Below are 7,125 nucleotides of genomic sequence, written 5' to 3'. Positions count from 1 at the left end.
TAGAATAGTCCACTTTATTATTGACATAGCTTATAAAGCGACTAAATCTCAGCCAGTCAGCCAGTCAGCCAGTCAGCCAGTCAGCCAGCGCAATAAGAATTTATGTTTATTTTTAAATGGGTGCAATAAATTTTTCTCTAATTCTCATGCCCCCATTTACCAGTTTAAAAAAAATAATTTATCGAAGGAGGAGTGGGATAAATTAATGTTATCCATTGAAAACGCAAATTTGGAGCAATCCTGGGATTATGCCGAGGCTTTGAGCAAAATAGGTTGGGGAATTGAACGATATTTAATTTACTACAATGAAACAATTATAGGTTTTTTTCAGATCTTTAAAAAAAGATATTTTTTCTTAAGGTATATTAGGCTTGAGCGAGGCCCATTATTTTTAGATGATAGCTATCAAGTTAATCATGCAATTCCAATCTTAATAAAAATACGTGCTCGATGGAATTTTTGGAAAGCTCAATTGTTGTTGATTAAACCAGAATTACCATTTCAAACAGTATATTATGATTCACTTTGCTCTATGGGTTTTCGACTCGCCACTAAATCACGCTGGGAGTCGAGCAAAGTAAATTTATTACAGAATGAAGAAAAATTACTTCAAAATATGAAGGCCAATTGGAGAAATTCATTAAAAAGATCAATGAAACATTTGGAGTTAAAAAAATCAACTCAGCGTGCTGATTTAGATTGGCTGCTCGATCAGTATGAAAAATTTAAAATACAAAAAAAAATTATTGGGGTTGCCCGAGAATTAATAGAGGTTCTGTATGAACAAATGATTGGCAGTGGTACTATTCATATTTTAATCGCAAAATATAAAGATGTCCCTGCCTCAGGGATAATCATTGTAACTCATGGTAAATCATGTAGTTATTTGTTGGGGTGGAATGGTGAGATAGGTAGAAAATTTAACGCACATAATTTTCTATTATGGTATGCAATCAATGAAGCAAAGCTACGGGGAGAAATTTTGTTTGATTTGGGTGGTATTCTTTCAGATAAAAGATATAAGCAACTATCAGAATTTAAATCTGGCCTGAATGGTAAAAAGTATGCATTAGTGGGAACTTTTTATTAAGTTTGCTTATGGATGGCGTGACGATGGTGCATTAAATCAATTGCTGGAAAATAAAAATGGGCATCCTATAAATTGTGGCAGATGCGAGTAAATATATTTATTTCTGATAATATAGTGTGTTGAGCATTTTTGGGGGTTCCTAACCAAGATCCGTTATAGTGTTGAAACACGTTCAGAGGATATTTTACTTTTTTCCAATTTCTCTAAAAATTCGTTGGCCAGTGTTGCAGGATTTCCTTTTGCTGTATTAATAACAGCATCAAAGTCTATGCCCTCTGAAATATTAAGCGAAGCACGTTCTTGATTTTCAAAAAAACCAAACTTATTTGCTAGCTTACTATACTCCTCAATAGTTTTTTTAGAGCCTATGCGTGGTAAATCATCGGAGGATAATTCCAGCGAATCATCGTTAACCTGCAGTTTGACCACACGATCTGAGATGGTTACTATCTGAACTTCTTCTTGGTAACTTTGTTGTAGTGCGTCAAGATCAACAGGGTTTTCTAAAAATAAGGAGTCACCATTTTTGTCTGTATTGGCATGTTTATTGACCATATAAAACAATTCATTTCTTGAGAGAACATGCTCAGAAGAATCATCAAATAATTTATCTGCCGTGACTAACGTTGCTAACTGATGAAATGGAAATAATCCTATCCGTTTATCCATAGGATTATCGATGTCTGCTTTACGATTTCTCTCTTGAATACGCTCACTTAATTTCTGCACAGGACAATAAGCAAAAACAATAGAAGTGGTTAATGTTTCGCTTGGGTTTTCTTCACTATATTGCTGTGCACGCTTTTGAAAATATTCTAAACATTCTTTGGCACTTTCATCTGGGTTTGGCACTAGATCAATAACAATGGATTGCCCAGAATTGCCCTTATCGAACACCTCATCATAAAGCATCACCGTAGGATCATCGATTTTGGTAACAAAACGTAACTCTTTAGCCAGTTTAGATATTTCACTTTCTATAAATCCCGCCTTTTTTAGGACGTCTTCGAGGTTAGGAAGCAAGGGATTAGGGAATCCTTGGGCTGTAATTAGATGATTGCCTTTGGATATAGTAAGTACTCCGGTACTACATAATGTTAACATTTCCTCTTCAGTCATTAATGTTTGAAGGTTTTGTATAACACCAGCTGCATCAAGTTTCTCAAACATGAATAACTTTCGATCACTCGGACTCATATTAACAATATTATCCACCATTTCATCAATGCTCGAAGATTTCCACCCATGTGTTGTAACCAATTCTCTGCACAGGGATGATTTTCCTGCGGTTGATGATCCTAATAACAAAACAACATGCATGGTAAACCTCTTTAATAGGGGGACAATCAATACAGTGTAAGCTCTCTTAGCATAGAGTTAAATTTATATTACTCTGTCCGGAGATTATACAAAAAAGATGCCTATTTTTTTTCTAATTCAACTTATTTTGCAAAAAATTTACATTGAATGATGGCTTTTGATACGGTTATCTTCTGGATTAATTAATTCACATTACGTAAGCTTAGACTTCCATCTTTGGCTTAAATTACAGCTTAGTTGGCGGCTTCACTCAGAATTAACACTTTTGGTGGTTCTTCCACACGACCCCTACATTATGCAAGAAAAAAATTGATGAAGATGTTGAAACGGTTAAAAGAAATTTATTGGATTTAAATAAGTTGTTCTCGCATCAAAAAAATCCCTTAGGCCTCGTGGGATTATTCAGACAATATATAGGTGATACGGAACAATTTGCCGCATTAATACTTTGGTTATTACATCACGGAGTTGGCGCTAAAAAAATATTACAAACCTACTTACTCCATGATTTTCTTAAATATCATTTCTTTACCTTACATGATAAGGATAATGAAATTGTTCGATTATATGCTTTGTTGGAGCGTTTTCCCCAAGCGAAGACTCTTTTGGACGCAGTGAAGAAAACGGCTAGTGATGAACGTGGGCTACAACAATATTCACTTAATGGCGTGTTTCAAGAACGTAAACTTCAAACAATTGCTCCATGTCAAAATTCATCTCAATTTTCACAAGAACCAGAGAATTTTTTAAACCTACATAAATTTTTTGGACTTCCTTTTTTAATTGAAGTAGTAATTAACTCAAGTGAATATATTGATCCAAAATGGAAGGAAACATTAAAACAGGCACTGAATAAACCACAAGTTGTTATTGAAGAACTTTCAGGAATTATTCATTTAATTGCATCTGAATATTCTCCGTTGGTCTTAACAAATTTAGCTGATTTAATTGATGATAGTAGTATCCAAGAACTATTGTCTAGTAATGAAGGGGCTGTGTTATATTTAATACCTTATAAGCCTAAACTGTTTGATGTAATTAACGAAAAAAACAGTGCAGAGCTTATTCAGCAATTTTCTATAAAACATCCCCATGATTCAGGAATCGTTTATCAATTGGCTGCTTTATTCATGGCTTTTTTGAGAAAAAAACATCCTTCAACATCATTAGTATTTCAAGCACTTATTGATAATCTGATCCGCTATCCACATCTGCTTGATGATGAAGAATTGCTGAGTCAGCTTAAAAAATACTCAGGTAGTGATCGTTTACTGTTTCAACGTTATGAAGTAATCACAAAGCAATTTAATGATTGCATTCTGGAACAAACAGCAGAGTCCTCATTTAATAGTCGTAATTACCAGATTATTGAGGATAGCTGGTTTGATGCGACATGGAAATTTAATGCACTTGCACTTATCAAACCACAAACGAAATTTAATATTGGCAATAAATATGAGTTTCAAGCAAAAATTGCTCAAATTGCGTTTCTCCATCATGGAAAACAGTTTGATTTAGATGCCTTTATTGAGGCACTGTCGTTGCGCCCTGTAACTTCGGATGCAGTTAGTGAATACGAACGAATACTTATTGAAATTCTTGCGACCATAGATAATGAATTACTGAGAAAGCAGATTATTGAAAAATTAGAAACTCATCCAGTAGGGCGGTTAGATTGGATGAAAAAAGAATATGAAGGTAAAACCGTTTTTCTCAAAGCTGCAAAATACGGTAATCTTGGTTTAATCAAGCTTTTTGAGGATGAACTTGCCCCAGAGTTTTTTAATAAAGCAGCTCTAATTGCAGCAAAAGAAAATCAATGGAGCACAGTAGATTATCTTGCGCGACTTGATAAAACGCTTTTAACTCAAGATGAAATAACGAGAATTGTGCGTTGTGCTGCTCAGCAAGGCCAAGTAAATATTATCCAATTTCTTTATGATACTTATGATTACCTGCCATCTACTGCTGAAATAGCTACGATTCTGGAAGAAGCTATAACCAATAACCACTTGAATGTTGTTACCTATTTCTATCAATCTCCCTTTGCTTTGCCAAAACAATCAGTGATCAATAGTCTGTTTAATTTGGCAATAGAAGCAGAGGCTATTGATGTTATTCCATTTATTGCTGAAACTGGAGTAAATAAACCTACATTATTTACTGTCGAAAAAGCATTTGAACAAGCGACTTTTAATCAAAAATTAAAAATAATACAAACACTTTGCAATTTATCGTCTAATGCTCCACGCTCTATAATAATAGAACGTGCTTTTATAAAAGCGTGTCAGTTAGGTCTTTTGGCATCAGTTCAGTGCTTTTATAATTCACCCGAAAAATTAATATCTCAATCTACGTTCCAAAATGGATTTGAAGAAGCCATTATTAACGGACATACAGATTTAGTCATTTACTTCTGTAATCCCCCAAAGCAATCTTTGATTGAGCACGGGGTTATAAGTGCAGCAAAAACAGGAAATCTTCATTTAATTGAGTATTTTTGTTCGATGACCTCTTCTAATAAACCAAGTCGGCATGCGATTACTCAAGCTTTATATCAAGCGATTAATCATGATCATACTGAGGTGTTTACATCCTTATGTTGTAATCCAATGAGTCTGCCAAGCAAATCGTCTCTAAAGGAATCGTTGCTTCTTGCTGTTAAAAAGGGAAGAAAAGAGATTGTTGAATATCTCTGTGTGAATAAAATGGAAGCACTTGATCAACCCACTATTAAAAATGCACTTATATCAGCGGTTAAATTCCAAGAACAGGAAATTGTTCGATATTTATGTGAAATAAATGCCCCAGAAAAAAATACAGTGCGAATAGCTCTGAATAAAGCAATTGGAAGTAAGCAAGAGGAGCTTGTTGATTATTTAAAAGATCGATTAAAAAATCATACAGCTTATCAGTCCCAAATAAAATCTGCAAGCGGTGAGCATCATGAGATTGGTGCACCATTAATCAATCATAGTCTGTTTAAAGTAAGTAAAACAAGTCCAAAAGGTGAACCCCACCAATTCAATGGCTATAGTATTAACTGAATGATTGCTTATTTCTCTATAATCAGCATGTATTTAGGTGATGCTTGCTGTTTTAGACGATTCTACATGCTCATCCACAGTATTAGGGCTTTTAGTCGTTATCCTATTCGTTAAGTTTTGGGATTGCTTCATAAAGCCATTACTACTTAGTTGTTTTATTTCTATAGAACAAATCTCGCCTGGCTTATGCCCATGATTGTACTTATCTAGGACAGACTCAGATGTATTTTTCTCCAGGATAGGTTTTTCAATCTTAGATTCTTTAGATTTTGCAGATGGCCCCTGCAGCAGCTCATCAATGTGGGTAAGGACTTTATCAGATCCATGAATAAGATCTTGTTGTTCTTTATAAATAGTGTACTGAAGCTTGTAGATAGATTCTCGCTGCTCTCCAAATACCATATAACTTTGCTTTCTGGTTTGATAATGATAAAAGGCAAGTGCTCCAGCCAATATTAACCCAACTCCCAGAGCGGCACTTACTCCTATAGGACCTGTAGCAACAATAAGAGCAGATAAACTAGTACCCATAATTGTAGCGGCGATGCCTAAGCCTAAGCCTGTGATACCTAATAAACCGGAGTAAGTGCATAAAAAACTGCCAAATGAACTTAACGCAGCAAGTATTTTATCTTTTCTAGTTACATAATCAGCCGCATTTTTTTCATCACCTTTTACAAGCCTTGGTTTTTGAATGGATTTTGTTAACTCTTCTTTCATCAATGCCAATTCTTTCTTATCTTCAGTAGCTAACGATTGTTGTGAAGAAAGATGCTTGATCCTCTTTCTAATGCTTTGTAAAAAAGCTTGTTCCGCTTGTAGCTCTTCTAGCTCTTCAGCCGCATTTTTTTCAGATTCATTTTTTTTATAGTTTGCATACATGATGGCGCTAAATCCGAGGATGGAAATAACAGCAAAAGCAATATTCAAGCCTAAACCCACCGCCGCACTTGCTCCTGCCAATAATCCAGTATACGCAAACGATTCGGTTAACTCAGCTATAGATGCGGAAGGACAAAATGTTTCCAAAACTGCTGACCAGAAACTTTTATTTTTCAAGTTTCCTACATGTTTTTGTCGCAGACTTAACGCTTTATCAATATGACTTTTTGTATAACCAGGTGCTGATTCAAGCAGTAAGAGCTTTTTATAGATCAGATCATCTTTGAGCTTGGCTGCAATAAGAAGTGGTATTTCACCTTCGTTATTAGGGACATTGAGTAACGCCAGTGCTTTGCTCTCAGAATTTTTAAGTATAGTTAATTTATCGCTGCGATCTTTATCAGTCCGTTTTGCTTTTCTTTTTCTATCTTTTGCTGCTTGCGATATTCCAAGCATTTCATAAACAATATTAAAATAACCTTTTTGTACTGCCAGGTGTAAGGCACTGTTGCCATCCTTATTTTGCAGCGAAATATCAGCTCCTTTAGCAAGTAGGCTTTTTACAAGTTTTAAAGAACCTTTCTGTACAGCAAGGTGAAGAGAAGTATTACCTTGTTCATCGATTTCATTTTTTAAATTTTGTTCGTTGTTCTCTAAAAGGGCTTTTTCAGCTGCTTCAATCATATTGCTTTTCCATATTTAAACAAGATATGTGTTCACACATTATAACAAGAGAAAATTAAGTAAAAATTAGAACTTCAATTATTGATCAAAAATTTAACATTA

4 protein-coding genes are annotated in these 7,125 nt (G+C 34.7%); 2 read left to right on the top strand and 2 right to left on the bottom strand.

The genetic code is table 11. The annotated features are described in order from the left end of the window. Positions 1–1,090: lipid II:glycine glycyltransferase FemX (locus Lsan_RS11325; protein ID WP_237762113.1), on the top strand; the 1,090-nt coding region annotated here is incomplete at its 5' end. Between the two features lie 153 nt (positions 1,091–1,243). Here the strand turns inward: Lsan_RS11325 and Lsan_RS11320 are convergent. After that, the gene (locus tag Lsan_RS11320; protein ID WP_058514499.1) at positions 1,244–2,410 is read right to left on the bottom strand and encodes a hypothetical protein; all 1,167 of its coding nucleotides are present in this window, start codon (positions 2,408–2,410) and stop codon (positions 1,244–1,246) included. Positions 2,411–2,754: 344 nt separating this feature from the next. On the opposite strand from Lsan_RS11320, the gene Lsan_RS11315 reads away from it, so the two are divergent. Then, complete coding sequence (locus Lsan_RS11315) at positions 2,755–5,457, top strand: ankyrin repeat domain-containing protein (protein WP_237762112.1); 2,703 nt, start codon at positions 2,755–2,757, stop codon at positions 5,455–5,457. A gap of 33 nt (positions 5,458–5,490) precedes the next feature. Here the strand turns inward: Lsan_RS11315 and Lsan_RS11310 are convergent, their stop codons facing one another. Next, a complete protein-coding gene (locus Lsan_RS11310) occupies positions 5,491–7,023 on the bottom strand; it encodes an ankyrin repeat domain-containing protein (protein WP_058514498.1) in 1,533 nt (510 codons plus the stop codon). Positions 7,024–7,125: the final 102 nt, after the last annotated feature.

Source organism: Legionella santicrucis (genome assembly GCF_001468135.1).
Lineage (GTDB): Bacteria > Pseudomonadota > Gammaproteobacteria > Legionellales > Legionellaceae > Legionella > Legionella santicrucis.
The sequence above is the reverse complement of the archived record's forward strand: the minus strand, read 5'-3'. Positions and strand labels throughout refer to the sequence as shown.